This window comes from Acinetobacter sp. MD2, assembly GCF_035615575.1.
GTDB lineage: Bacteria > Pseudomonadota > Gammaproteobacteria > Pseudomonadales > Moraxellaceae > Acinetobacter.
This window is the reverse complement of record NZ_VTDK01000001.1, coordinates 609,855-636,792: the sequence shown is the minus strand read 5'-3', so window position 1 is coordinate 636,792 and position 26,938 is coordinate 609,855. Positions and strand designations below refer to the sequence as shown.

Annotated in this window: 26 protein-coding genes and 1 pseudogene; 22 read left to right on the top strand and 5 right to left on the bottom strand. The window is 40.2% G+C overall.

Annotated elements, in window-relative coordinates; all coding sequences use genetic code 11:
- The first annotated feature begins 95 nt into the window (after positions 1-95).
- Genes dnaX through FXN70_RS03015 form a run of 5 tightly spaced genes read left to right on the top strand, consistent with a single transcriptional unit; the run spans position 96 to position 5,887 of the window.
- Entirely contained in the window at positions 96-2,129 is a 2,034-nt protein-coding gene (gene dnaX / locus FXN70_RS03035) for a DNA polymerase III subunit gamma/tau (RefSeq protein ID WP_324645994.1), read from the top strand.
- Between the two features lie 54 nt (positions 2,130-2,183).
- A complete protein-coding gene (locus tag FXN70_RS03030) occupies positions 2,184-2,696 on the top strand; it encodes a low molecular weight protein-tyrosine-phosphatase (RefSeq protein WP_324645993.1) in 513 nt (170 codons plus the stop codon).
- Entirely contained in the window at positions 2,692-3,732 is a 1,041-nt protein-coding gene (gene murB / locus FXN70_RS03025) for a UDP-N-acetylmuramate dehydrogenase (protein WP_324646062.1), read from the top strand. Before FXN70_RS03030 ends, murB begins: the two co-directional genes overlap by 5 nt.
- Entirely contained in the window at positions 3,732-4,862 is a 1,131-nt protein-coding gene (locus FXN70_RS03020) for a YdcF family protein (protein WP_324645992.1), read from the top strand. Before murB ends, FXN70_RS03020 begins: the two co-directional genes overlap by 1 nt.
- Positions 4,862-5,887 carry an alpha/beta hydrolase gene (locus tag FXN70_RS03015; protein ID WP_324645991.1) on the top strand — a complete coding sequence of 342 codons (1,026 nt, stop codon included), beginning with the start codon at positions 4,862-4,864 and terminating at the stop codon, positions 5,885-5,887. Before FXN70_RS03020 ends, FXN70_RS03015 begins: the two co-directional genes overlap by 1 nt.
- 48 nt (positions 5,888-5,935) lie before the next feature.
- Here FXN70_RS03015 and FXN70_RS03010 read toward each other — a convergent pair whose 3' ends face one another.
- The 4 genes from FXN70_RS03010 to FXN70_RS02995 all read right to left on the bottom strand — a co-directional run bounded on the left by FXN70_RS03010 (position 5,936) and on the right by FXN70_RS02995 (position 9,939).
- Positions 5,936-7,606: an FMN-binding glutamate synthase family protein gene (locus FXN70_RS03010; protein WP_324645990.1), complete on the bottom strand. Its 1,671-nt coding sequence runs from the start codon at positions 7,604-7,606 to the stop codon at positions 5,936-5,938.
- A gap of 104 nt (positions 7,607-7,710) precedes the next feature.
- Positions 7,711-8,877: a cupin domain-containing protein gene (locus tag FXN70_RS03005; RefSeq protein ID WP_324645989.1), complete on the bottom strand. Its 1,167-nt coding sequence runs from the start codon at positions 8,875-8,877 to the stop codon at positions 7,711-7,713.
- Positions 8,878-8,959: 82 nt separating this feature from the next.
- Positions 8,960-9,553 (bottom strand): Maf family protein, encoded by a 594-nt coding sequence (locus FXN70_RS03000; RefSeq protein ID WP_324645988.1) that lies wholly within the window; start codon positions 9,551-9,553, stop codon positions 8,960-8,962.
- On the bottom strand, positions 9,553-9,939 hold the full coding sequence (locus FXN70_RS02995; protein ID WP_324646061.1) for a DUF2237 domain-containing protein: 387 nt from the start codon (positions 9,937-9,939) through the stop codon (positions 9,553-9,555). The genes FXN70_RS03000 and FXN70_RS02995 overlap by 1 nt, the downstream gene beginning before the upstream one ends.
- Positions 9,940-10,122: 183 nt before the next feature.
- On the opposite strand from FXN70_RS02995, the gene FXN70_RS02990 reads away from it, so the two are divergent.
- From FXN70_RS02990 to FXN70_RS02940, 11 genes are all read left to right on the top strand, one after another.
- Entirely contained in the window at positions 10,123-11,310 is a 1,188-nt protein-coding gene (locus FXN70_RS02990; RefSeq protein ID WP_324645987.1) for a phosphoglycerate kinase, read from the top strand.
- 19 nt (positions 11,311-11,329) lie between these two features.
- Positions 11,330-11,554, top strand: a complete 225-nt coding sequence (locus FXN70_RS02985; protein ID WP_324645986.1) for a hypothetical protein — start codon at positions 11,330-11,332, stop codon at positions 11,552-11,554.
- A 120-nt stretch (positions 11,555-11,674) separates the two neighbouring features.
- On the top strand, positions 11,675-12,709 hold the full coding sequence (fba, locus tag FXN70_RS02980; RefSeq protein WP_324645985.1) for a class II fructose-bisphosphate aldolase: 1,035 nt from the start codon (positions 11,675-11,677) through the stop codon (positions 12,707-12,709).
- 125 nt (positions 12,710-12,834) lie between these two features.
- Positions 12,835-13,350 (top strand): DinB family protein, encoded by a 516-nt coding sequence (locus FXN70_RS02975; RefSeq protein WP_324645984.1) that lies wholly within the window; start codon positions 12,835-12,837, stop codon positions 13,348-13,350.
- A 113-nt stretch (positions 13,351-13,463) separates the two neighbouring features.
- Positions 13,464-14,249: an ABC transporter substrate-binding protein gene (locus FXN70_RS02970; protein ID WP_324645983.1), complete on the top strand. Its 786-nt coding sequence runs from the start codon at positions 13,464-13,466 to the stop codon at positions 14,247-14,249.
- Between the two features lie 87 nt (positions 14,250-14,336).
- Positions 14,337-15,026, top strand: coding sequence for an ABC transporter permease (locus FXN70_RS02965; protein ID WP_324645982.1), 690 nt, complete (start codon positions 14,337-14,339; stop codon positions 15,024-15,026).
- Positions 15,023-15,736 (top strand): ABC transporter permease, encoded by a 714-nt coding sequence (locus FXN70_RS02960; RefSeq protein WP_324645981.1) that lies wholly within the window; start codon positions 15,023-15,025, stop codon positions 15,734-15,736. Before FXN70_RS02965 ends, FXN70_RS02960 begins: the two co-directional genes overlap by 4 nt.
- Before the next feature lie 10 nt (positions 15,737-15,746).
- On the top strand, positions 15,747-16,523 hold the full coding sequence (locus FXN70_RS02955) for an ABC transporter ATP-binding protein (RefSeq protein ID WP_324645980.1): 777 nt from the start codon (positions 15,747-15,749) through the stop codon (positions 16,521-16,523).
- A 204-nt stretch (positions 16,524-16,727) separates the two neighbouring features.
- Positions 16,728-17,900 carry a cysteine desulfurase family protein gene (locus FXN70_RS02950; RefSeq protein ID WP_324645979.1) on the top strand — a complete coding sequence of 391 codons (1,173 nt, stop codon included), beginning with the start codon at positions 16,728-16,730 and terminating at the stop codon, positions 17,898-17,900.
- Between the two features lie 142 nt (positions 17,901-18,042).
- Positions 18,043-19,680: an OFA family MFS transporter gene (locus FXN70_RS02945; protein WP_324645978.1), complete on the top strand. Its 1,638-nt coding sequence runs from the start codon at positions 18,043-18,045 to the stop codon at positions 19,678-19,680.
- Positions 19,681-19,738: 58 nt separating this feature from the next.
- Positions 19,739-20,599: a DMT family transporter gene (locus FXN70_RS02940; protein ID WP_324645977.1), complete on the top strand. Its 861-nt coding sequence runs from the start codon at positions 19,739-19,741 to the stop codon at positions 20,597-20,599.
- 25 nt (positions 20,600-20,624) lie between these two features.
- Here FXN70_RS02940 and nfsB read toward each other — a convergent pair whose 3' ends face one another.
- The gene (gene nfsB, locus FXN70_RS02935) at positions 20,625-21,278 is read right to left on the bottom strand and encodes an oxygen-insensitive NAD(P)H nitroreductase (protein ID WP_324645976.1); all 654 of its coding nucleotides are present in this window, start codon (positions 21,276-21,278) and stop codon (positions 20,625-20,627) included.
- Positions 21,279-21,461: 183 nt separating this feature from the next.
- Between nfsB and FXN70_RS02930 the strand changes: the two are divergent.
- The 6 genes and pseudogenes from FXN70_RS02930 to FXN70_RS02905 form a co-directional block, all read left to right on the top strand.
- Positions 21,462-21,728: pseudogene (locus FXN70_RS02930) on the top strand (IS1 family transposase); the annotation flags it as partial.
- 201 nt (positions 21,729-21,929) lie between these two features.
- On the top strand, positions 21,930-22,907 hold the full coding sequence (locus FXN70_RS02925; protein ID WP_324645975.1) for a zinc-binding dehydrogenase: 978 nt from the start codon (positions 21,930-21,932) through the stop codon (positions 22,905-22,907).
- Positions 22,908-23,026: 119 nt separating this feature from the next.
- On the top strand, positions 23,027-23,383 hold the full coding sequence (locus tag FXN70_RS02920) for a DUF1304 domain-containing protein (protein WP_324645974.1): 357 nt from the start codon (positions 23,027-23,029) through the stop codon (positions 23,381-23,383).
- A gap of 233 nt (positions 23,384-23,616) precedes the next feature.
- Positions 23,617-24,618: a GTP 3',8-cyclase MoaA gene (gene moaA, locus FXN70_RS02915; protein ID WP_324646060.1), complete on the top strand. Its 1,002-nt coding sequence runs from the start codon at positions 23,617-23,619 to the stop codon at positions 24,616-24,618.
- Between the two features lie 73 nt (positions 24,619-24,691).
- Complete coding sequence (gene moaCB, locus FXN70_RS02910; protein WP_324645973.1) at positions 24,692-25,615, top strand: bifunctional molybdenum cofactor biosynthesis protein MoaC/MoaB; 924 nt, start codon at positions 24,692-24,694, stop codon at positions 25,613-25,615.
- A complete protein-coding gene (locus FXN70_RS02905; RefSeq protein ID WP_324645972.1) occupies positions 25,612-26,829 on the top strand; it encodes a molybdopterin molybdotransferase MoeA in 1,218 nt (405 codons plus the stop codon). The genes moaCB and FXN70_RS02905 overlap by 4 nt, the downstream gene beginning before the upstream one ends.
- Positions 26,830-26,938 lie beyond the last annotated feature (109 nt).

The following is a 26,938-nucleotide window of genomic DNA, read 5'->3' as shown; positions in this document are numbered from 1 at the left end:
TGGGTGAAATGCGTGCTATTTCATCCAATCGACTTGGCTCTCATTCACTATTGCGACAAAAAACAGTATGCTTAACCCTATAAAGAGGAGCATACATGTATCAAGTTCTGGCTAGAAAATACCGTCCGCGTAATTTTAATGAGTTGGTTGGGCAAAATCATGTCTCTAGAGCCTTAACCAGTGCTTTAGAGCGTGGACGTTTGCACCATGCTTATTTGTTTACGGGCACGCGTGGCGTGGGGAAAACCACCATTGCACGTATTTTAGCGAAGTGCTTGAACTGTGAAACGGGCGTGACTTCTACGCCGTGTGAAGTGTGTGCAACTTGTACTGCGGTAAATGAAGGGCGTTTTATCGATTTAATTGAAATTGATGCGGCTTCTCGTACCAAAGTTGAAGATACGCGTGAATTGCTCGACAATGTTCCTTATGCACCGACTCAAGGGCGTTTTAAGGTGTACTTAATTGACGAAGTACACATGCTTTCGACGCATTCTTTTAATGCGCTACTCAAAACTTTAGAAGAACCGCCAGAACACGTTAAATTTTTATTTGCCACCACCGATCCGCAAAAACTGCCCATTACGGTCATTTCACGTTGTTTGCAATTTACCTTACGGCCTTTAGATGGTAGTGAAATTCAGCACCATTTAACTGCAATTTTACAAAAAGAACATATTCAAAATGAACCCGATGCGATTTGGCAAATTGCTGAAGCTGCACAAGGTTCATTGCGTGACGCACTGTCTTTAACCGATCAAGCAATTGCTTACGGGCAGGGACAAATTCAAGCCCAAGATGTTAAAGATATGCTTGGTTTAATTGACCGCAGTATTATTTACGATTTAATTTTGGCGATTCATCAAAATCAGACACAACACGTCAGCCAATTATTGCTGCAATTTAGACAACAAGCGTTAGATGTGGCGTTAGTTTTAGATCAGCTGATTTCGACCTTGCATGAATTGGCACTTATGCAATATCTGCCCGATTTAAGCTTAAAATACAGCCAAGAAATTAATCAAAAAATTAGAACCTTGGCAGGCTTAATTGCTGCGGTTGACTTGCAATTGTATTACCAAATTGCCTGCAAAGGGCGTTCAGAACTGGCATGGGCAGTCACACAAGAACAAGGCTTTGAAATGTGTGTGTTGCGTTTGCTTGCATTTCGTCCTTTACAAGCCAACGAAGTGGTACAGCCGCAAGCACAAGCGCCTGTTATCACCACATCGGTGGTGGAAAACATGGCTGTGCAAAATCCTCAAGCCTCTGCGGTTGAGCACAGTGTAGATGTTGCAGCACCAAGCAAGCAGATACATGCAGCAGCTGTTTTAGTCGATGTATCGGCTACAATCTCAGAACAACCGCCAATAGCAGCGCCTGTTGCAGCGCAAAGTTCGGCTGATTTTGTTCATTTTGAAATAAATGCCGACGAATCTGCACTCATAGAAGTGCCCCTTGCTACAGCACCTGTTGCGCAAAATATTGCAGCAAGTTTAGAGGATGATGCCATCTTTGCTTTTGATTATCGCAAAGATGAAGAAATTGCTACTGAAATACAGCCGACAGGGGTGTTAGAACAAGCAAATGCACCTTTCGCTGTAGTTGAAACGGCAGTTGTGCACGATATGTTGTTTGCTGAACCTGAACCTGAACCTGAACCTGAACCTGAACCTGAACCTGAACCAAAGGTTGATTCATCCTTAACACCACAACAAATTTTACAAGTGGCAGTGCAAGACTTAACAGGGACATGGACAGTAGACAAATGGGAATATTGGTTTAGAAATAGTCAGTTGTCGCCAGCAGTACAAGAATTGGCGCAATATGGTGTAATGCAAGGTGAAATTAATGCCGAGAGTATTTTTCGTATTCCTGAACAATATCAACAATTACTCACGCAACAGCAACATAACTTAGAACATGCCTTAAAGCAGCAATGGCAAAATACGCGTTTTGCGGTGCAATATGGTGAAGTCAGTATGATTACACCTTTTGTTTTGCAGCAACAACGTAAACATAATGCACATTTACGTGCTGAACAGTTGATTCATGCCGATGAAACCGTTTCTACTTTGCTTGAAAGCTTTAACGGTGAAATTCGGAATATTCAACTTAAAACTGAATAGCTCGTTAGGGTTAGGTGTTTAAAGAACAATGGTGCAATGTGAGGAGCAACAGATATGACGGCTAAAAAAGTCTTGTGTGTATGCTTGGGCAATATTTGTAGGTCTCCGACAGCCGAGGCAGTTCTACGCCAAGTGTGTCAGCAACAGCATCTTGATATTGTGGTGGATTCTGCTGGTACAGCTGCGTATCACATAGGCAAAGCGCCGGACCCACGCAGCCAAAAATATGCCAAAGCGCGTGGTTACGATTTATCTCCACTTCGGGCCAGACAATTACAATTGCAAGATTTTGTCGATTTTGATTTTATTATGGCAATGGATCATCAAAATTTAAAAGATATTCAAAAGCTACAACAGCAAGCACAACAAAAGCTTGGTACAGCGTGTAAAGCTGAGCTTGTGATGATGTCGGCACATGATCTTGCAAGACCTAATCAAGCAATTGCCGATCCATATTATGGAGCGGAAGCTGATTTTCAACGTGTGATTGACCAATGCGAAACAGCCAGTCATGCATGGGTAAACACGATATTTATGTTACACAATAAGGGACACCGCAGTGATTGAAGTGCAACAACAAGTTCAACTGCAAAAATTTAATACCCTCAACCTCAAATCTGTCGCAAAATTTTATGTGAAAGTCGTATCTGAACACGAGTTACTGGATGCGTTGGCATTTGCAAAAGATCAGCACTTAAACTGCCTAATTTTGTCAGGCGGCAGCAATATGTTATTACCTGAATATATTGATGGTTTGGTGATTCATATTGCCATTTTAGGCATTCAAAAAAGTGCAGAAAATCAGGATACTGTGCAAATTTGTGTTGGTGCGGGTGAAAATTGGCATGAGTTTGTCTTACATAGTACCGCCCAAGCGTGGTATGGCTTGCAAAATTTAGCCCTTATTCCGGGTAAAGTCGGTGCAAGTCCCGTGCAAAATATTGGAGCTTATGGGGTTGAAGTTGGTGATTTTATTGCAACTGTTCGAGTTTATGACCGAGAAGATCAGCGCTTTAAAAATTTAACTGCGGCAGAATGTCAGTTTGCTTATCGACATAGTATTTTTAAAGATCATCCCACACGTTTTGTGATTGTGGCTGTGACATTTAAGCTGCTTAAAGTGGCCAATTTAAAGCTCGGTTATGGCGATTTACGTACAGCAGTTGGTGATGATTTAAGTCCTGAAAATTTACAGCGGCAAGTGATTTTAATCCGTCAAAGTAAATTGCCTAACCCTTCAGAGTTTCCAAATGCAGGCAGCTTTTTTAAAAACCCTGTGATTGATGATGTGCAATATCAACAATTGGCACAGCAGTTTCCACAGCTACCACATTATCCTCAAGCCAATGCTCAAGTGAAACTTGCAGCAGGGTGGTTGATTGATCAGGCAGGATGGAAAGGCAAGCAGCTTGGCAGCGTAGGAATGTTTGCCAAACAAGCCTTGGTGTTGGTGAATTATGCCGATGCCAACTTAAATGATGTGCAGCAGACGTATCGTGCAGTGCAACAGGCAGTACAACAAAAATTTAATATTTTGCTTGAGCCTGAGCCTGTATTGTTTAGTGCTAACGCTTTGATTCAAGCACACCAGAGTAATCAATAATGGTAAAACAACATGGAATGGTAAAGATAGTACGAATGGCAGCAGTGCTATTTGTGCTGCTTGGCTGTTTTGTGGTGTTTTTTTATACGCCATTTTACTCGCGGTTTATTTTATTTTTGTTAAATCAATTTGTGCCTGTAGAAGTTAATCATGTTGCTGCACAAAGTCAGCAAATGGCGGCTTTAAGTGAGAATGATGATTTAGAACCCGGCTCTGACTTATGGATTGCGAGACAAGCTTATTTAAAAGTATTACAAGAGGCTGGACAGAAAAAAGACTTACATGCGCTTAATATGTTGCAAGAGCGTTATACGCTTTTAACTGTTGAAATTAAGCGTAATCAGTCAGATGGAAAAACGGCTTCGGTCTCTGACCCAATTGAGTCGCTTATTTTTCAGCAAAAACATAAGCCATTAAAAGCTGAACAAGATGCCGAAGATATTCAGTTGGCAAGTGAAGTTGCCGCGTTTGATCAGCCCGACCATTTGGCCTTAATGGACAAATACACTCACTTTTTAGTGAGTTATCCCGTGCGTGTTGTGGCAAGTCAAGCCGTGAGTAACGAGCTTTATCAAGACTTAGAGCAAGCAACGCAAAGCGAAGAGAAACCAAATGATACGGTTAAACCTTCTGCAATTGTAGTCTTAGGTGGTGGATTAACCCTAGATAAAAGCCGTAAAAACATTGTGGTAAATGACTATACACGGCTTAGACTTGAAAAGACTTTGCAGTTAGAGCAACAAGATAATTTACCAATTGTGCTGAGTGGGGTGGAAGCACCTTATATGCAAAAGTGGTTAAATGCACATCATGTTGAAGCAAAATTGTTAGAAAACCGCAGCATGAATACCTGTGAAAATACCCGTTTTAGTTCGTTACTATTACAAAAAAAAGGTGGTGCGCCCAAAGTCATGCTGGTGACAGATGAATATCACATGCCACGGACGCGGCGTTTATTTGCTATGAATGGGATTGCAACTATACCTGTGAATGCACCTATGCCAACCACACTCACCGCATGGAAGCCTGCAATGCAAAATTATGACCATAGCCGTCGTGCCAACTATGAACTCCTTGCCAGTATCCGCGATATTTTCTTTGGCGTGGGCAATTGCCGAGAGGTTCCATAATGCCTGAAATTCCATTTTTGAATCCGAGTGCATTAACCGCTTTAAACTTGCCCGTGCCTGACCGTGAGCAAACTCCAACGTGTTTGCATGCACTGAATTTGAATCGGGCTTATGTGCCTGAACCTGCGTTATTGGCCTATCAAAAATTATATGGTTTAGACCTACTTAATTGCCATTATTGGCAAGGTTTAATAGAGGCCAAACGCTTTAAATTACATGCCCAAGTGTTTGAACCCAAAGAAAAACCATTTGGAACTGTATTTTTGTTGCATGGCTATTTAGAGCATAGTGGATTATACCAACCGATTATTGCTGAACTTTTAGCACAACGGTTTAGTGTTTTGGTTTTTGATTTACCAGGTCATGGTTTAAGTAGTGGGTCACCTGCCAATATTCAAAATTTTAACCATTATCAAGATGTGCTGCATAGTGTTTATCATTATGTTAAAAATGCCAAGCAGTTGCCTAAACCGTGGGTTGGGATTGGGCAGAGTACAGGTGGTGCTATTTTAATGCATCATGTTTTAGATTATGCCGAACAACGTAAAAATCCTTTTGTGGAGCGGGTCTTGTTGCTGTCTCCACTGGTGCGTCCTGCTAAAACTGCATGGTGGCATAATCCTGTTGGTTTAGGCATTATTCGGCGTGTACGGAGTCAAGTGCCACGGCACTTTCGGCGCAATAACCATAATCCTGAATATTTGCGTTTTATTCGTTTAAAAGATCCATTACAACCTCGTATGATGGGGATGGACTGGATTTTAGCCATGTCAAAGTGGATGCTTGAAATGGAGCAAAAACCTGCATGTCGGATTCCTGTATGGTTGGCACAAGGTGCGCTCGATCAGACTGTAGATTGGAAATATAATATTGAGTTTATTCGTAAGAAATTTCGCTTACAAACTTTGCTGATTTTAGAAGAAGGTTCGCATCAGCTTATTAATGAACGTGCAGATATTCGTGCTGCACTCACAGGCTTAATTCCTGCTTTTTTACATGCTAAATCGACTGGGAATTTTTATTAATTTAAACCAAGAAAGTACCACTTTAGGGGGTACTTTCTATTTTTTTGTTTAAAAAGTGTGTGGATTGGCTATTTTCCACATACGATAATAAAAATTGTCACTTTCATTATTATTTAAATTGATTAATTCTTGATCTTTTAAGAAAAAATGCAATTGTGCATAGTTTTTAATTTCACGGTCATTTAAACGCTGTGCTAAATGGTGTGCTTTTATTTCGCTTGGATGGCTGAGTCCCGCTGCTGCAATCATTTCTGCCAATGCATGTAAGGTATTATGGTGAAAATTGACCACACGTTCTGCTTTGGTTGGCACATGAATGGCTTTTTGTCGTTCAGGGTCTTGGGTGGCAACGCCAACAGGACATTGGTTGGTATGGCAACTTTGTGCTTGAATGCAGCCTACAGCAAACATAAAACCACGCGCAGAATTTACCCAATCTGCACCTAATGCAAACGTGCTGGCAATATCAAAGGCGCTAATAATTTTGCCACTTGCGCCAATTTTAATTTGTTTACGTAGCCCAGCGCCGACTAGCGTATTATGCACAAATAATAAGCCTTCACGTAAAGGCGTTCCCATATAGTCCATAAGTTCAATTGGTGCTGCACCAGTTCCACCTTCAGATCCATCGACCACAATAAAATCGGGAATAATTTGGGTTTCAAGCATGGCTTTTACAATACTCATAAACTGCCAAGGCTGTCCAATACACAGCTTAAAACCAACAGGTTTACCTTCAGACAAATTGCGAAGTTTTTGTAAAAATTGCATCATTTCGATGGGGGTATTAAAACTTGAATGTCTTGCGGGTGAAATGCAATCTTCGTTCTGAGAGATACCACGGATTTCAGCAATTTCTTTAGAGATCTTATTTTTGGGTAAAATGCCGCCATGCCCAGGTTTGGCACCTTGCGAAAGTTTTAACTCAATCATTTTAATTTGTGGGCGTTTGGCTTGTTGGCGGAATTTTTCGTCGTCAAATTTTCCATCTAAACTGCGGCAGCCAAAGTAACCACTCGCAATTTCCCAAACAATATCACCACCATGTTCTAAATGGTATGGACTAAGGCTGCCTTCACCTGTGTCGTGATAAAAATTACCTAAATGTGCGCCTAGATTTAATGAGCGGATTGCATTTGCACTTAAACTACCAAAACTCATGGCAGAAATATTCATAATCGAAGCGTTATAAGGTTGCAGACATTGTTGATTGCCAATGTGAATGCGGAAACTTTTGGGATCAGCAGGTGTGCACGGGGTAATTGAGTGAGTTAAAAAGCGATAATCTTCTTGATACACATCAATAATTGAGCCAAAAGGTTTGTCGGCATTTTGATTTTTTGCACGTTGGTAAACTAAGCTACGTTGAATGCGTGAAAAAGGCAGTGCGTCGCGATCAGCTTCAATAAAATATTGACGAATTTCGGGTCTAAAATCTTCAAAAATGAAGCGAAAGTGCCCCATGATAGGGTAATTTTTTAAAATAGAATGTTTATTTTGTAAAATGTCATAAATACCAAGGGCGCTGAGTAAACCTGTAATTAGCCAAAGACTATGTGTTAGGGTAAGGCTAAAGAAATAATCAATAATTTTAGGCTGATGATAAACTTCAAAGCTTGTTAAGGAAATAAAACTAAATAGGCAGAAAAACCAAACGGAGTGGCGTGAAAAAAACGTGTTCAGCAATTTGTGGCGAATGGTTTGAGCTGGGCTTGTCATTGTTATCATTCATGTTTTGTTAGTTACATAAATTCAAAATGCCAATAACTCACCCAAATCTCAAGTAAAGAATTGTCAGATTTAAGAAAGATTCTTAAATAAAATTATTCTTCATTTGGTGGCAATAGCATCAACACCGAGTCATTCAACAGTTGAGCAATGTCTTGCAAAATTTCATCCTGATTTAACGTTTGATCAAAAGCGAGACTCCCACCATCTGCAAGTGTTTTTAAGATGGGTGCAAAAGCATCGTCAATACAGCACGCTTCACCATTGGCCCAAAATAAAAGTTGATCATCTTCAAGGGTGTAGAGTAAGCGAGACGCAGGCTCTAAGCATAATTCATAACCTGTATCTAAAACGGCGCTTAAATCATCTACATCAATTTCGTCAGGTTCAGGAATATTTTCTGGATATTTGGCTTCCGACATAAGTGACATTAAGGCATGCTCAAAGTCATTTGAATGTTGCAATTGATCCAGTACTTTGGCTTTTAAGTAGGCCAACTCATTGGCTGTGATTTCACCAATTTGAGCAGTCTGATCACGAATGATGTCTAATAATGGATTTTTGAGCTGTTGATTGTCTGCAAAATGGTCGCTGACACGATCCATCATGCTGGCAATATTCGGCATACGAAAGCCAAATGAGTACGTCAAACAGTCATCTTCAGCCACGCCAAAATGTGCCAAACCAGGTGGAACGTAAAGTAGGTCGCCCGGTGCTAAAACTTCATCAAAATTTACATCCATTTCAGGAAGTAATTTTAGTGGTTGATTCGCGACAAACTCAGTTGATTCGTCACACATTTGCCCAAGTTGCCAACGACGATGCCCGTGACCTTGTACCAAAAAGACATCATAAAAGTCAAAATGTTGCCCAACAGAACCACCTTTAGGGGCGTAAGAAACCATAATATCATCACGGCGCCACTGTGGAATAAATGGAAACTTCTTCCAAAGTTCTGCTAAATCAAATGAATAATGGTCAACCGCTTGTACCAATAACGTCCATAATTTTGGCATTTTTTGGAAATCGCCTTTAATTAAAGGTGAAGATTTCACGCTCCATTGGTTTGGGTTTTTATCTTTTTGTTTAATTAAGCGTGCGCTGACATTTTCATCAAGCGCCAATTCTAAAACATCGTTGGGTTCCAAAATATTTGCAATTTCGGGTAGGGCGTTACGTACCAATAATGGTTTTTTTTGCCAATATTCCGATAAGAATTGTTCTGCGGTAAGACCGCCTAAAATAGCCAAAGCTTCAGACATAATAAAGTGCCGATCAAAAATTTTGGCTATTGTCGTTGAGCCAGCCAATCAGTGCAAGCTTAACATTGAGGGTAAGTTAGGTTTATGGCAGTTCAAACTCAAACTGACGTAAAATTGCACAAAGTTGAATTAAGGGTAAGCCCATTAATGTGGTTTGGTCATTGCCATGCATAGCTTCAAATAAACTAATTCCTAAACCTTCACATTTAAAACTGCCTGCACAGTGTAAAGGTTGTTCTTTTTGCACATAACGTTCAATTTCGGCCAAACTTAACGCACGAAAGCTAACCGTATAATGTTCGACACAGGTTCTTTCAAAATTGGAAGCAGCATGTTGAACACTTAAACCCGTGCTAAAACACAAGGTTTTGCCTGCACTTTGTTGTAGCTGAGCAATGGCTGCATCATGTGTAAGCGGTTTTCCAATAAAGTCTTGCGGCGCATGTTTACGCCATGCGACTTGGTCTGAACCAATCACTAATGCGTTTGGAAATTGCTTGGCCACTATATTGGCTTTTTCAAATGCCAGTCGGCGGCTTAAGTCATCGGCATGGTTTTCATTTTGGCAAGATTCATCAATATCAGGTGAAATACAACGATAATTGATACCTAAGCGATCCATTAGTTCACGGCGAGTCTGGCTGCTTGAAGCAAGAATAATTTCATTGGGACGCATTAGATCGCATAGTCCATCAAAATATTGATCGGAACATAACTTAAAATAGATTGATGACAGGCCTGTAATTTAAGTTGTGGGGCAAAGCCTGCTTCATAAGCTTCAACCCAACGGCTAACACAGATACACCAAAAATCGCCTGGTTTTAACCCCATAAAGCCAACTTCAGGTAGAGGTGTAATTAAGTCATTGCCTGTTTTTTGTGAAAAGTTTAAAAATTCTGAGGTCATTAAGGCGCAAACAGTATGTTGCCCTAAGTCGGTAGGTGATGTATGGCAAAAGCCATTACGAAAATAGCCAGTAATGGGGTCAAAACAACAACTTGCGAGCGCTTCTCCAAAAACATTTAGGCGGTTAATGCTCGGGTCTGGATGAATTGATGACATAATAATGTGGGCTTTATGGATTGATGCTTGATCATAGCGCAAATGACGAGCATTGGAAAAAACAGCCATGATTATTTTGTCAAAAATTTTAGTAAATAGGCTACAGAATCATCTGGTTTTTGGGTATAATTTGAAAAAATGGCATCATTTTTAAATTTCATAACAAAACATGAGTAGGATTACATGAACTTTAAACGCATGACGGACCTTGACCTCGATGGAAAACGTGTACTCATTCGGGAAGATTTGAATGTACCCATTAAAAATGGAACAATTACCAGTGATGCACGCTTGAAAGCTGCATTACCAACCATCAAGCAAGCACTGGCACAAGGTGCAACGGTTATGGTTTGTTCGCATTTAGGGCGTCCTGTAGAGGGAGAGCCGCAAGAGTCGCAATCGCTTGCCCCTGTGGCAGACTATTTAAGCCAAGCTTTAAATGTTAATGTCAAGCTCATTGCAGACTATTTAGATGGTATTGAACTGACAAAGGGCCAAGTGGTTTTGTTGGAAAACGTGCGCTTTAATGTGGGTGAAAAGAAAAATAATGCCGAACTTGCGCAAAAATATGCAGCCTTGTGTGATGTTTTTGTGATGGATGCTTTTGGTACTGCACACCGTGCCGAAGCTTCTACCGAAGGCGTGGCACGTTTTGCAAAAGTTTCTGCCGCAGGGCCGTTACTGGCAGCGGAACTTGATGCGCTTGGCCAAGCCCTTAAAACTCCCGCAAGCCCAATGGCAGCGATTGTTGCAGGTTCAAAAGTTTCGACAAAATTAGATGTTTTAAATGCATTGTCTCGTATTTGTGACCAATTGATTGTCGGTGGCGGTATTGCCAATACCTTTTTGGCGGCTGCTGGCTTTAATGTGGGTAAGTCACTCTATGAACCAGACTTATTAGATACTGCTAAAAATATTGCAGCGCAAGTGAATGTGCCATTACCGACCGATGTAGTCGTGGCCGATGCAGCTGAAATTGATTTTTCCGACTTTTTAGGTTCTTTAGCGAAAGCCAAAGCCGTCATTAAAAATGTTGCCGATGTTTCCGATACTGACATGATTTTAGATGTCGGTCCAGAAACAGCCACGCATTTTGCAACATTACTGAAACAATCTAAGACTATTCTGTGGAATGGACCTGTTGGGGTGTTTGAAGTTGATCAGTTTGGTGAAGGAACAAAAACTTTATCATTGGCAATTGCCCAAAGCGATGCATTTTCAATTGCAGGTGGTGGCGATACTTTAGCTGCGATTGATAAATACAAGCTTGCATCTGAAATTAGCTACATTTCAACAGGTGGTGGTGCGTTCTTGGAGTTTGTCGAAGGTAAAACTTTGCCTGCAGTGGCAGTTTTACTAGAACGTGCCTAAATTTTTTTAGGAATGTATGATGAAAAAACAACTTATATTGGTATTGGCTTTTGGAACAGTATTGGCTTTTGCTGGTTGTGCCAAAAAAGCTGAAGATACGACTGTAAATGCTGCATCAACAGCGGCGACAAGCACAGACGCGAAAACTACACCTGAACAACAAGCGCAAATTAATGCGCTAGATAAGCCAGTTTTAGATGATAAGAATGCAACGCCAACTGCATCTGAGCCGAAAGCACAATAATTTGTTGATTTTTTAGATAAAGTCCTCGCAAATGCGGGGATTTTTTTATTTTTTTAAAATTTGATGCTGAATTACGCAGGATCAACATGTAGAATACAAAGCACTATTTGGGAGGATATTATGGCTCTTATTTCATTGCGTCAATTATTGGATCACGCAGCAGAACATAGCTACGGTGTACCAGCATTTAACGTAAATAACTTGGAACAAATGCGAGCAATTATGTTAGCAGCGGATGCTACTAATTCTCCAGTAATTGTGCAAGCATCTGCAGGCGCACGTAAATATGCAGGCGCACCATTTCTACGTCATTTAATTCTTGCTGCAATTGAAGAATGGCCACATATTCCTGTCGTGATGCACCAAGACCATGGTACTAGCCCAGACATTTGCCAGCGTTCAATTCAATTGGGTTTTAGTTCGGTAATGATGGATGGTTCATTAGGTACAGATGGTAAAACGCCAACGAGCTATGAATATAACGTTGACGTAACACGTCGTGTTGTTGCACTTGCACATGCTTGTGGTGTTTCTGTAGAAGGTGAAATTGGTTGTTTGGGTAGCCTTGAAACAGGTATGGCGGGTGAAGAAGATGGCGTGGGTGCAGAAGGCGTACTTGACCATTCACAGCTTTTAACTTCGGTTGAAGAAGCAACTCAATTTGTTGCAGACACTAATGTTGATGCTTTGGCAATTGCAGTGGGTACTTCACACGGTGCATACAAATTCACGCGCCCACCTACAGGCGATATTTTGGCGATTGACCGCATCAAAGAAATTCATGCAGCCTTACCAAATACTCACCTTGTTATGCACGGTTCAAGTTCTGTGCCACAAGAATGGTTAAAAATCATTAACGAATTTGGTGGTGATATTGGCGAAACTTATGGTGTGCCAGTAGAACAATTGGTTGAAGCGATTAAACACGGTGTGCGTAAAATCAATATCGACACTGATTTACGTTTAGCTTCTACAGGTGCAATTCGTCAATTTATGGCAGAAAAACCTGCTGAATTCGACCCGCGTAAATATTTCGCTAAAACTGTCGATGCTATGAAACAAGTCTGTATCGATCGTTATGAAGCATTTGGTACTGCGGGCAATGCATCTAAAATTCGCCCAATTTCTTTAGAGAAAATGGTGGAACATTATTAATTTTTAGAAATTCTAATGTTTTCAAAACCCGTTAAATCATTTAACGGGTTTTTTTATGTTGAATGGCTCGTCAACTTGTCTAAATTCAGGTAAAACAGATGTAATTCTTATAAAAAGTATGACATATGGATGTGCAGAGCCTCAAATATTGTGCCGAATATCACCTTTGGGCGACCAAACGCTTAGCTTTAAGTTTAGAACAAATCTCTGATCACGATTTCTATGCAGATTGTGGTTTGTTTTTTCATAGTGTTTTTGGCACGCTTAATCATTTGGTGTTGGGAGAGCGCGATTTATGGTTTGCTCGGTTTCAGGGGAAAAGCACTCCAATTGTTGCTTTAAATCGTATTGTTGAGACGGATCGGGCTGCATTAATTAGCGCTTTAAATGCCAGTGCAGCTGCATGGTACGATTTTATTATTCAGCTTGATCATCATAAAATTCCACAACAATTACATTATATAACTTCGGCAGGACAAAAAATTTCATTGCCATATTTAAAGACCTTATGGCATGTATTGAATCATGCGACTCACCATCGTGGGCAAATGACGGTTGCATTAACACAACAAGGGTATCAGTGTCCTGAACTCGATATGGTTTATATGCTTTTAGAACAACAAATATCCATTGGCTCATAATTTAACAAGAAAGATCTAAAATGGTATAAAAATTGCTTTTTAGATGAAAGGAAAATGCAGGTAGGTTTAAACGCTTACTTCTGAATAAGTTGATTAAATTTAGGAAAATTCACATGAAAAACTGGAAAAAGAAAGTCCTTGTTTCAACCACCTTAATGCTTGCAACTTTTGCAACGCATGTACAAGCTAAGGATTGGTCTGTGATTCGCTTTGGTACAGAATCATCGTATCAACCCTTTGAATATAAAACGCCTGACAATAAGCTCACAGGTTTTGATGTTGATTTAGGCAATGCCATTTGTGCGCATTTGAAAGCCAAATGTGTTTGGGTTGAAAACTCATTTGACGGGATGATTCCTGCATTAAAGGCGAAAAAGTTTGATGGTATTTTATCGTCAATGACGGTTACCGATGAACGTTCTAAGCAAATTGCATTTAGTAATAAAATTTATAACACTCCAACCCGCATGATTGCGAAGAAAGGTTCGCCATTGTTGCCAACTGTTGCATCACTTAAAGGTAAACGTGTAGGCGTGCAACAAGGTACGATGCAAGAAAGCTATGCTAAAGCATATTGGGCAACTAAAGGCGTAACTGTTGTACCTTATCCAAACCAAGATGTCTTATATCAAGATTTAGTTTCAGGTCGTTTAGATGCCTCGTTACAAGATGCAATTATGGTAGATGCAGGTTTCTTAAAATCACCAAAAGGTAAAGTATTTGGTTTTGCAGGCCCGAATGTGGTTGATGCAAAAACATTGGGCGTAGGTGCTGCGATTGGTTTACGTAAAGAAGATGCCGATTTACGTGCAGCCATTAACAAAGGTTTAGCGGCAGTGATTGCTGATGGAACCTACAAAAAAATTGAGAAAAAATATTTCCCATTTAGCATTTATTAATTGTTTGATCAGTGTCGGTCAACGACCGACACTTGTTATATGTAGTCTCATCAATATCGGATGTAGCTTGATTGGGAGAAGATGAGCATGTTTTTGTCTGGTTATGGCCCGCTTTTATGGACGGGGACATGGATGACCATACAACTTGCACTATTATCACTCGTTTTATCGGTGATAGTGGGTTTAATTGGTGCAGTTTGTAAATTATCTAGCATTAAATTTGTGCGTTATACCGCGACTTTGTACACCACGTTAATTCGGAGTGTACCTGACCTTGTGATTATGTTGTTGCTCTTTTACAGTTTGCAGCTTGGGCTGAATGCAATTACTGAACCTTTGGGTATGGAACAAATAGATATTGATCCATTTGTGGCAGGGGTTGTGACCTTAGCCTTTATTTACGGTGCATATTTTACCGAGACTTTTCGAGGTGCATTTCAGTCGGTGCCGAAGGGGCAAATTGAAGCTGCCGTGGCCTATGGAATGACACCTTTTCAAACCTTTAGACGAATTTTATTTCCGCAGATGATGCGTTTTGCCTTACCCGGTATTGGTAATAATTGGCAGGTGCTGATTAAGGCAACGGCATTGGTTTCAATTATTGGTTTAACAGACATTATTAAAATCACGCAAGATGCGGGGCGTAATACCATGCAACTGTTTTTATTTAGTATGGTCGCCGCTGCTATTTATTTGGCAATTACTACGGTTTCAAATGGAGTGCTTTGGTGGCTTGAACGTCGTTATTCGGTAGGCGTGAAGAAGGGACAATTATGATTGAGATTCTTCAAGAATATTGGAAGTCCTATTTGTGGACAGATGGCATGCAAATGACGGGTGTTGCGATGACATCTTGGTTATTGGTGTTTTCAATTGCGATTGGTTTTATTCTTGCCGTTCCTTTGTCAATTGCACGTGTGTCTAGTAATCCTTATATTCGTGGTCCTGTGTGGTTGTTTACCTATGTATTTCGTGGTACGCCATTATATGTACAGCTGTTAATTATTTATTCGGGTATTTATAGTTTCGACTTTGTTCACGAGCAGCAGGCTTTAAATGATTTTTTCCAAAGTGGTTTAAAATGTACCATTTTGGCATTTGCATTAAATACAGGTGCGTATACCACTGAAATTTTTGCAGGGGCAATCCGTTCAATTCCTTATGGTGAAATTGAAGCTGCCCAAGCATTTGGAATGTCACCGTGGAAAAAATATACCCGAATTATCATTCCTTCTATGCTGCGCCGTGCCTTGCCATTTTATGGCAACGAAGTCATTTTAATGCTGCATGCAACCACCATTGCCTTTACAGCTACCGTTCCCGACGTTTTAAAAGTTGCGCGAGATGTCAATGCTGCAACCTATGCCACTTTTGATGCTTTTGGAATAGCAGCAGCATTGTATGCGTGTTTAGCTTTTATTTTAATTGCAATTTTTCGTAAATTGGAACAACGCTGGTTGGCGTTTTTAAAACCATCGAATCATTAGGAGTAATACAATGACAGATTCAGCCAAACTGGTGATTCGTGATTTATGTAAAAGTTTTGGTGACAATGAAGTGTTGAAGGGTGTGTCCTTAGATGCAAATGCTGGCGATGTTATTAGTATTATTGGCTCGTCAGGTTCAGGTAAAAGTACCTTTTTACGTTGTCTGAACTTTTTAGAGCAACCGAGCAATGGTTCAATTAAGTTAAATGGTGAAAAGCTTGCAACGGTATATGACAAACATGGCAATTTAAAACCCACCGATCCAAAACAACTGCAAAAAATGCGCACCCAATTGATGATGGTGTTTCAGCATTTTAATTTGTGGTCACACATGACGGTGCTTGAAAATGTCATTGAGGGGCCAATACATGTACTTGGGGTGAAACGTAGCGAAGCAATTGAACGTGCGCGTAAATATTTAAAAAAAGTGGGGTTGGCGGAAAGCCTAGAAGGAAAATATCCTGCATTTTTATCGGGTGGGCAACAACAACGGGTGGCAATTGCACGCGCTTTAGCCATGGAACCAGAGGTGATGTTGTTTGATGAACCGACTTCTGCGCTTGACCCTGAATTAGTCGGTGAAGTGTTAAAAGTCATGCAAAGTTTAGCCGAAGAGGGACGTACCATGATTGTGGTAACACATGAAATGGGCTTTGCGCGCCATGTGTCAAATCAGGTGATTTTTCTGCATCAAGGAAAAATCGAAGAACAAGGTCATCCACAAGATGTGCTGGATCATCCAAAAAGTGAACGCCTACAACAGTTTCTAGCAGGTAATTTTAAATAAAAATAGCAAATTGATGTGTATTTAAAAGCTAAAATTGTTCATATTGGTTTTAAGTACACGCAATACGCTATGCCATGTAAAGATATTAATGGTCTATTTTAATGATTTATTTATCAGAAATAATGATGATTAAAAGCAGTAAAATAGATCAATTTGTCGTTATAATTCTCATTCATTCTCGCTCCAATTCATACGTGCTTTCAAATGAATAAATTGATTTATCTAGATTATGCAGCGACTACGCCTGTACTCCCTGAAGTTATTGAACAAGTTGTACAATGTTTGGCCTTTGATGGACATTTTGGCAATCCCGCATCGCAGTCACATCATTATGGTTGGGATGCAGATAAACGTGTTCGCCAAGCGCGTCAGCAAATTGCGGATTTAATTCAGGCCGATCCAAGTGAAATTATTTGGACATCGGGTGCAACCGAGTCAAATAACTTGGCTTTAAAGGGAATAGCTGCACAATATCAGCAACAAAAAAAACATATTATTACAAGTCAAATAGAGCATAAAGCGATTTTAGATACCTGTGCGGCGCTTGCGCAACAAGGTTTTGAGGTGACTTATTTACAGCCACAAGCTGAAACAGGGCTGGTTACGGCTGAGCAAGTTGCAGCAGCAATTCAGCCCAATACGGTCTTAATTTCTTTAATGTTTGTGAACAATGAAATTGGAACTTTAACTGATGTTGCAGCGATTGGTGCTTTAGCCAAACAGCATCAAATTTTATTTCATGTAGATGCCGCACAAGCCGCAGGAAAAACTCAGATTGATGTCGATGCGTGTCATATTGACTTATTGAGTTTATCTGGGCATAAAGTTTATGGGCCAAAAGGGATTGGTGCATTGTATGTGCGCAGTGAGGTACAGCCACAACTTGAAACACAAATTCATGGGGGTGGACATGAGTTTGGTTTACGTTCTGGTACATTAGCGACTCATCAAATTGTGGGGATGGGCGCTGCATTTCAAATTGCACAGCAAAAACTAACCACCGAGCAAACCCGTTTAGCAGTGTTGCGTCAGCAATTGTGGCAAGGCCTACAACAACTTGATGATGTAATATTAAATGGTCATCCTGAACAGCATGTGGCTAACTATTTAAGCGTCAGTTTTGTGGGGGAGCATGCCAATAGTTTGACTGAAAAAATTAAGCAATTGGCGGCGGTGTCGAGTAGTTCTGCATGTAATTCTAAAAATGCCGCACCTTCACATGTTTTGCTTGCCTTAGGGCGTTCGCCTGAAGCAGCTTCGTATTCGATTCGTTTTAGTTTTGGCGCTTATACAACGCCTGAAGATATTCAATTTTTATTGGCACAATTAAAAGTCCACTTAACCCAGCCTAAAGCCAACTTTTTCGTTTTTAATTAATTGGTAGATGCTTTCCAGAGTTATTGACGTTCAGTCATTAACTCTGAATTTTTATAAAAAACAATGCTTTTGAGTTTATTTAAACTTTAATTAACAATATTATAACGATCTTAAATTGAGCCGCTGAAAAAGGAGTGATTTCATGCCCTCATCAACATCACAAGTACACGCTTCATTTTTATCGAAACAACGAATTATTGCACATTCTGGATTTAATCGTTGGCTTATGCCTCCTGCTGCTTTAGCAATTCATTTGTGTATTGGAATGGCCTACGGATTTTCTGTTTTTTGGTTGCCACTTTCTAAAGCCTTAGGCATTTCCGAATCAATTGCATGCTCTACAGGCACAGGATTTTTCCAACAACTTTTTGTGTCTAATTGCGATTGGAAAGTCTCTACATTAGGTTGGATGTATACTTTATTTTTTGTTCTTTTAGGAAGTTCTGCTGCCATTTGGGGTGGTTGGCTTGAAAAAGTTGGGCCACGTAAAGCAGGGTTGATTAGTGCCTTGTGTTGGTGTGGTGGAATGCTTATTTCTGCACTTGGCATTTATTTGCATCAATTCTGGCTGATGTTATTGGGCTCAGGTGTGATTGGGGGGATAGGTTTAGGATTAGGTTATATTTCACCTGTCAGTACCTTAATTAAATGGTTTCCTGACAAACGTGGTTTAGCAACAGGCATGGCAATTATGGGCTTTGGTGGTGGTGCAATGATTGGTTCGCCCCTTGCTGTTGAACTTATGGCGCATTTTTCATCTGCTACGAATGTTGGGGTGGCATCGACCTTTGTTGTTATGGCATGTTTGTATTTTATTTTTATGGTAGGTGGTGCGCTGACCTATCGTATTCCTGCATCAGATTGGAAACCTAAAAACTGGCAACCTAAAGCGGCTCAAACTACGCGGATGACGCCACATCACGTGCATGTCAATAAAATTTGGGGGATTCCTCAATTTTGGTTGGTGTGGTTGGTCTTGTGTATGAATGTTTCTGCGGGGATTGGGATTATCGGAATGGCATCTCCGATGTTACAAGAGGTTTTTGCAGGTAATTTAATTGGTCAGAGTTTATCATTTTCGCAGTTAAATGAAGGGCAGCTTAAAGCAGTTGCTGCAATTGCAGCAGGATTTACCGCATTACTGAGTTTGTTTAATATTGGTGGGCGGATTGCATGGGCAAGTCTTTCTGACAAAATTGGACGTAAAGCGACGTATAGCGTATTTTTTATTTTAGGAATTTTGCTGTATCTTAGTGTGCCATTTCTTGCAGCAGTCGGCAGTAAGTTTTTATTTGTTGCTGCAATTTGTATTATTATTAGTATGTATGGCGGTGGTTTTGCTGCAGCACCTGCTTACTTGGCCGATCTATTTGGCACGCAAATGGTTGGTGCCATTCATGGTCGATTGCTTACCGCTTGGGCAACAGCAGGCGTGGTTGGCCCTGTTATTGTCAATAATATGCGTGATTATCAATTAAGCTTGGGCTTGCCTGCAAGTCAGGTTTATAACCAAACCATGTTTATTTTAGCAGGGTTATTAGCAGTTGGTTTGGTGTGTAATTTATTGATTAAACCAGTTGCGGCAAAATACTTTATGTCGGCACAACAGTTGGTTGAAATTCAACAGCACATGTTAGATAAACCGCAACAATCATCATCTGTTATGACTGAAGCGCCAGCAACCGCCAAAATTTGGGTGGTATTGGCATGGCTTGCAGTTGGATTACCCTTATTATGGGGCATTTATCGCACGATAATGAGTGTGCGTGCATTTTTTTAAACCGAATGAAAGCTGCTTTTACGCAGCTTTTATTTTAAAAGATTATTAGGTTTTGTCTATGTTCCTTATTTTGACCGCAGCACTGTGTAGTGTTGCGGTATCGATTTTATTAAAGCAATTCAATGCGAAAGGTTTTGCAACATTGCAAATGTTGGTGTGGAACTACGTTTCGGCAATGGTATTGTGTTTTTTGTGGTTTAAGCCAAATTTAGCACAGGTATTTGTTGCATCATCGCATACACCTTGGTGGTTAATTGCTACATTAGGTATTTTATTTCCCGCTGTATTTATGTTTCTTGTACAGTCACTGCAATATGCAGGGATGATGAAAACAGAAATCGCCCAGCGCTTGTCAGTCGTGCTTTCATTATTGGCTGCCTATTTTATTTTTAATGAAACATTTACGGCATTAAAATTTGCAGGAATTGTGCTGGGTGTTTTTGCGGTTTTATGTTTATTGATTGCGAAGAATACAGCACAAAATGCCACATCAGCTAAAGGAATGGCTTTTTTAGCACTGGTTTGGATAGGTTATGCAGGCGTAGATATTTTATTAAAATACAACAGTAGTTTGGGGAAAAGCTTTACTTTAAGCTTAAATCTCATTTTTATCGTTGCCTTTGTTTTAACGACTCTAGCTCAAATATTTTTCTCTAAAACGACATGGCAATTCAAAAACTTGCCTGCGGGCGTGTTATTAGGCGGTTTGAACTTTGCCAATATTGCTCTATATATTCAGGCACATCAGCAACTTAAAGATTCTCCAGCCATTGTCTTTATGCTGATGAATATGAGTGTGGTGATTTTAGGGATAATCGCAGGCATGGGAATATTTAAAGAAAAACCGAGTCGTTTAACCCTTGTCGGTTTAGCAATGGGCATTTTTGGTGTATTGTGCCTCGCCAATACGATGGCTTAACGATGAATTAAGCCATCGTTATTTTTTAAAGCATCGTAAACAGTTGTTCTTTGCTTAAACGTGACTTTGGCAAGTCTGCATTAAAATCACTTTCGCTGCGATAACCTAAGGTAAGCACAACAGAACTGGTGAGTTCTTGTTCGGTTAAATTAAAGGTTTCATCTAAAATTTTAGCATCAAAACCGCCAATCGCTGTGGCATCGATACTTAATGCTGCTGCCGCAAGTAAAGCTTCGCCTAAAGCAATAAAGGTTTGATTTTCCATCCAACGCCCAATGCCACCTTCGGCTTGACGGTACTGATCGACATAACCTTTGCGGACTTCAGCCTGTGCGTTTTGCGTTGCGGTATCTTTGAAACGTCCGATAGAAGCATCATGTGTAATTAGCTGTGCTAAATAGTCATCACTGATATCGGTACGGGTGCAAAAAATAATGGTATGCGATGCATTTAAAACTTTAGGTGCATTATAGGCATAAGGGCCTGTCATGGCTTGGGTAACACGTTGTTTGGCCGCATCACTTGTAATCACTAAAAAATGCCACGGTTGAATATTAATAGAAGAAGGGGCTAAGTGTAGGACATCTAATAAGGTATTTAAGTCAGCAGGTGCAATTTTTTTTGTCGCATCATAGGCTTTGGTGGTGTAGCGTTGTTGGGCGATTTTTAACAAGTCCATAGATGATCCTAATTTCATTTTAAGCAATGGCTTTTGAAAATAATATGGTGTTACTTGCATCAAAAACAAGGTTTGGGATAATGTCATTTTTAAAGAATGTATAGCGCTAATATGGCGGCAGATTGGTCGTGTATCAAAAGTATGCTGAAAGAAAAACAGGTAAGAATTTGATACTATAGAGAAATGCTAATCACTCTACAGATCAAATATCCTACCTGCCTGAGTGACAGTATAAAGAAAAAATAGCTGGTAAACAAAATTACCAATGTAAAATATGCAAGCGTCAGTTTACCGATGACCATGCACTGGGCTACCAAGGTTGTCATTCAGGTATAAAAATCAAAATATTACACTTGATGGCACGAGGTAATGGTGTCGGGTATATCGCATAAGTCGAAAGAGTGAATATACAAGGTTCTACGTATACTCAGTCAATCAAACTATCCGGTGACAATGTAATAAATTAAAAAAACTAGACGACCGGTCTATTTTTTATTATGATAGCACTTTTAAGAATCTGTATTTTTATCGGTTGGCTTGTAATGATCTAAAAATATGATTTTAAAATTTGGAAAGAATGAGATGATCTAGACCAAGAGAGCTCATGCTAATTACAAAACTACCGATTAAATACCTAAAAGGAATATAATGATGCGCAGTATTATTCATAAAAGTTTTGGTGAACCTGTTGATGTACTGGAACTTGGTGAAATGCCAATACCTGAACCGAAAGCAGGTGAGGTGAGAATCAAAACAATTTTGTCACCGATCCATAATCACGATGTTTGGACGGTGCGTGGTAGTTATGGCTATAAGCCTGAATTACCAGCGATTGGTGGTAGTGAAGCAGTTGGAATTGTAGATGCTTTAGGCGAGGGAGTTAGCCATGTTGTTGTGGGTCAGCGTATTACTGTAGCTTCGGTGCATGGTAGCTGGGCAGAATATTTTATTGCTCCTGCGGCTAGTGTTATCCCTTTAACTGATGCCATTGATGATGAAACTGCTGCTCAATTAATAGCAATGCCATTAAGTGCATTAATGTTACTTGATTTTGTTGCTTTAAAGTCGAATGAATGGTTAATTCAGAATACTGCGAATGGTGCGGTTGGTAAAACTGTTGCGATGATTGCTCAAGCACGTGGTTTACAAGTGATTAATTTGGTGCGCCGCACAGATGTGATTGCAGAATTACAGGCTTTAGGCATTCAGCATGTGGTTGCAACTGATCAAGCCGATTGGAAAGAGCAGGTTAAAGCCATTCATGCCGATCAACCTTTAAAAGTTGCAGTGGATTCTGTTGGTGGAAATGCCAGTGGTGAATTACTACATTTATTAAGTGACAACAGTTTGTTAGTTTCTTTTGGAACGATGAGTGGCGGTGCGATGAACATTTCATCAGGCGACTTAATTTTTAAACAGGCAACTGTAAAAGGTTTCTGGGGAAGTGTTGTGAGCCGGGATATGCCTTCAGAGCGTAAGAAAGAATTAATTGTTGAATTATTAACTTTGGCGGCAGAGAAAAAATTATTATTACCTGTAGAAGCTGTGTTAAGTTTTGATCAAGTGCAAGAAGCAAGTAAAAAAGCGATACAAACGGCACGTTTAGGTAAAGTGTTGTTAAAACCATAGTACTGATTGGACTTTTGCAAATTTCCTCCTAACGGTTTATAAAATAAAACGCTGTAGGGGGAAAGCAAGAGGTCTTATTAATAATCTATTTTTGTGGCCATTCAAATAAGGGATACAGCATGATTGGACAGATTTTTATTGGCTTGATTGCCGCATTACATCTTTATATCTTAGTGTTGGAGATGTTTTTATGGGATAAACCAGCAGGTTTAAAGGCTTTTGCAAATAGCCCTGAAAAAGCCAAAATAACAAAAGTAATGGCGCAAAACCAAGGTTTATATAATGGATTTTTAGCCGCAGGTTTGTTGTGGTCACTTTGTGCGCCTGCAAGCTATGCCTTGGCATTAGGTAATTTCTTTTTAGCTTGTGTTTTGATTGCTGGAATTTATGGTGGCATCACCGCAAGTAAAAAGATTCTTTATATTCAGGCGGTACCTGCGTGTTTAGCATTGATTTTACTTAACCTACATGTTTAAAATTGCAATTGAATGGTTCTAGGATTTAACATGATATTTAAGGATGCAATATCACCACTAAGATCATCAAAATAGTATGTTCATTTTTTAATGCGGGCATAAACATCATGTCTTATGCCTAGCACAAAAAAGGTCAATCTTATTTTTATTGAATTAAAATTTGCGGTACGAAGGACAACGGCATGGGAGAATTATTCAAGCAAGCACACAGTGAATTGAGTTTGAGTGCTTCTATGCCTACAGTTTCTGAGTTTGAGCTTTATTCTCAGCAGTTACATGACCAATATCAGCGCAAAAAAACCAAATTACGTATTTCACTGACCGATCGTTGTAACTTTAAATGTAGTTATTGTATGCCTGATCATCCAACTTGGCTGGCAAAAAAAGAAATTTTAAGCTTTGAAGAGCTGTATTTGTTTTGCGAAACAATGGTCAAACTTGGTATTCAGCAAATTCGCTTAACTGGTGGTGAGCCATTAATGCGTAAAGGGGTGAGCCATTTTATTGAACGGTTAAATCAATTGCGTGCTTTGGGGCTTTCTCGTATTTCAATGACCACCAATGCGTATTATTTGGCAGAGTATGCAGCCGATTTAAAACAAGCCGGTTTAGACGATTTAAATATTAGTTTAGACAGTATTCGTCCCGAAACTTTTTTTAATATGACTAAAAAGCCATTGCAGCCGGTTTTAGCAGGGATTGCCGCGGCACAGCAAGCCAATATACCTATTAAGATCAATTGTGTTTTGTTGCAAGGTGAAAATTCGGATGAAATTTTAGAGTTGGTGCAGTGGGCATATCAACAGCAGATTGAGTTGCGTTTTATTGAATATATGCCGCTTGACCAACCTGAACAATGGCAGCGTGAAAAAGTCGTGATTGAAGATGAAATTTTGGCACAGCTTGCACCTCATTTTCAAATTGACAGTATCCCTCGAAAAAATGATCCTGCCACCCATTATTTACTCAATCAAACGTTCAAGTTGGGTGTCATTTCAACCATTAGTAAGCCCTTTTGTGAAAGTTGTGACCGTTTACGTTTAACCGCAACAGGTGAGCTATTTACCTGTTTATTTGCTAATACAGGCACACCAATTCGCCATTTGTTGGCAGTAGGGCAGCAACAAACTTTAATTACACAAATTTTGACTACAGTGTGGCATAAAAAAGCGGGTTATATTGCACATCAAGCAGCGCCGCTGCGTAAAATTACCATGCATGCAATTGGGGGTTAATTTTGTGTTAATCCTTGCGCTTTAAGCTTGCAAATCTCTTTAAAAATTGAATGAAAAAGCTCGGAAAAATCTTATGAAGAATGTAGGCATGAAGCCTGAAAGCTTTCGTGTTGCAACCGCAACGTCTGAACTATTGGCACCGCCACATTGTTTGCAATTACTTGCCGATGGCAATACCGAAAAAGGCGATGCGTTAAAAACGGCACGTATTGCCGGCATTTTAGCAGCCAAACGAACAGATGAGCTGATTCCACTGTGCCATCCATTGCCAATTTACCGTGCCGATGTAGATTTTGAACTTTTGTCTGATCGGGTCTTGATTCGTGCCACAGTTGAAACCATTGCACCAACAGGTGTGGAAATGGAAGCTTTAACTGCGGCAAGTTTAGCGGCATTGACGATTTATGACATGCTTAAACCCCATTGTGAACCACATGAACTCATCATTGAGCAATGCAAATTGGAGCTGAAAAAAGGTGGTAAGTCACATTTTAAGCGTCAATTACGTCAGCCTGTGGCGGCAGCAGTACTTGTATTATCCGACAGCGTTGCAGCAGGTAAAAAGCCTGATACCGCAGGTCGTTCGGTGGTTGAAACTTTAACTGAAGCAGGTTTTGATCCAATTCATTACCAAATTTTGCCTGACGAAGCTGAACTACTCAAGCAAACGGTACTCGATTTAACCCAATCGTATGGTTGCGTGATTACTGTAGGTGGAACAGGAATTGGCTCGCGTGATATTACGGTAGATACGATTCAACCGTTACTTGAACGTGAACTTAATGGGTTGATGGAAGCTGCACGTGCCTTTGGACAGCGCCGTACGCCTTATGCTGCAATGTCACGTGGCGTGGCAGGGTTTATTGATCGTTCACTGGTGGTGACGCTGCCGGGAAGTCGTGGTGGTGCATCGGAGTCGATGGTGGCTTTATTGCCTGCCATGGTACATATCTTTGATGTTTGCCGTGATTTACCTCATCCTGGAGGCTATGAATGAGTTGCTCGGAACACGGTTTGCTCTCGTTAGATCAAGCCTTGGCAACCTATACAACTGTTAAAAAGCAAGCACAATTGCAAATTGCCTTAAGTCACGCACATTGTCATTATTTAGCCGAAGATGTGATGTCTACAATTGCATTGCCTTTATTTACCCAAAGTGCTGTTGATGGTTACGCGCTAAAAAGTGAAGATGTTGCAGCGGGCTTGACTACTTTTAAATTGGTAGGTGAAGTGCGTGCAGGTGTATCGCAGCAGTTAGAAATTCAGTCTGGAGAGTGCCTACGCATTTTTACGGGTGGGCGTGTACCTGAATCTGCTGATACCGTCGCAAGACAAGAAATTGTGACAGCAGATGCTGCAACGATTCACTTGAATGAATGCTTAAAACAAGGTGCTGACATTCGCTATCAGGGCGAAGAGTTACAAGTAGGCGCCTGTTTAGCACGCCGTGGGCAGTATTTAAATAGTGGTGTGATAGCAGCATTAAGTATGGCCGGTGTGCAACAAGTTAATGTATTTGCGCAGCCTAAAATCGCAGTATTAATTACAGGTGATGAAGTCAGTCAGTCTTTAGAAAATGACGCTCAAGTTTTTGATGCCAATGCCCCGATGATTCTGGCTTGGCTAAAAGAACAAGGTTATCAGAATGTTACTTTGCAGCATGTAATCGATGATGAAGCCGTGCTAAGTCAAGTATTACAAGATGCATTGCAAAAGCATGATCTTGTGATTACGACAGGCGGCGTTTCTGTAGGTGATTATGATTTTATTCGCCCTGTTTCATTGGCATTAGGTGCTAAAGAGATTTTTTGGAAAGTTGCACAAAAACCCGGTAAGCCTTTATATTTTGCACAGTATCAACATTTAAATCGATCTGCCTATTTAATTGGTTTACCGGGAAATCCTGCTGCTGTATTTGTTTGCTTAGCGCTGCACGTAACAACTTTACTAAAAGCATTGCAAGGTATTGCGCATCCACAACCACAGTGGCAACGAGCGTTGCTCAATGATACTGTACGCTTAGATAGCCGAGAACAATTGTTACGTATGAAGCTGGATGTGAATCAACAAGGGCAGCGGATTGTATCGAAATTGAAAAAGCAACAATCGCATATGTTAAGTAATTTAAGTGAAGCAAACGTGATTGTGCGCATTCCGACTCAAACTTTGGCTGAGTCACCACTTGAGTATGTAGATTGCCTTGAAATTTAATTTTGTGGCGGATAAAAAACCTTAATTGAATGTATTATTCACTGAAGTAATACCGTAGGCATATGTTTTTTGCACAAGGTTGCAAAATGAGCAATGGCTAAAATACAGT